General features: G+C 68.7%; 1 protein-coding gene. It reads left to right on the forward strand.

Going from position 1 to position 600, the window contains the following annotated elements; translation table 11 throughout:
- The coding region (locus ABD793_RS42570) for an HAD-IC family P-type ATPase (RefSeq protein WP_344869581.1) at positions 1 to 384 on the forward strand (384 nt) is incomplete at its 5' end.
- Positions 385 to 600 lie beyond the last annotated feature (216 nt).

The following is a 600-nucleotide window of genomic DNA, read 5'->3' on the forward strand; positions in this document are numbered from 1 at the left end:
CAGGACGTGGTCCGGGCATTGCAGTCCGAGGGCCACACGGTCGCGGTCGTCGGCGACGGCACCAATGACGCCCCGGCGCTGGCGCTGGCCGACATCGGTATCGCGATGGGCGTCGCGGGCACCGACGTTGCCGTCGAGACCGCGGATGTCGCCCTCGCCGCCGACGACTTGCGCGCCCTGCTGGAGCTGCGCGACCTCGGCCGTCGCGCAATCCGCTTGATCCGGCAGAACTACGGCATGTCCATCGCGGTCAACGCCGCCGGATTGGCGGTGTCGGCGGCAGGCGGGCTGTCCCCGGTCGCCGCTGCGGTCCTGCACAACGCTTCCTCGGTCGCCGTGGTGGGCAACAGCTCGCGGCTCATCCGCTACCGGTTGCGCCGGTAACAGGTCCCTGCCGAAACGAAACGCACCGGGGAAACGAACAACACTGGCACCCAATTCGTGAAGTGCCCTGCTGTCGGTAGGGCATTCGTCGGGGCTGGTGGGGAATCACGCGGGCCATCGGATCTGCAGGGCCCTCCGCGTGACCGAATCCCCGCCAAGGACGACGTCGCGGTGGATCGCGTTGCCTGAAGCACACTCGGCCTATAAAAGGTCCCC

This window comes from Amycolatopsis ultiminotia (genome assembly GCF_039536925.1).
In the GTDB taxonomy this organism is placed as follows: domain Bacteria; phylum Actinomycetota; class Actinomycetes; order Mycobacteriales; family Pseudonocardiaceae; genus Amycolatopsis; species Amycolatopsis ultiminotia.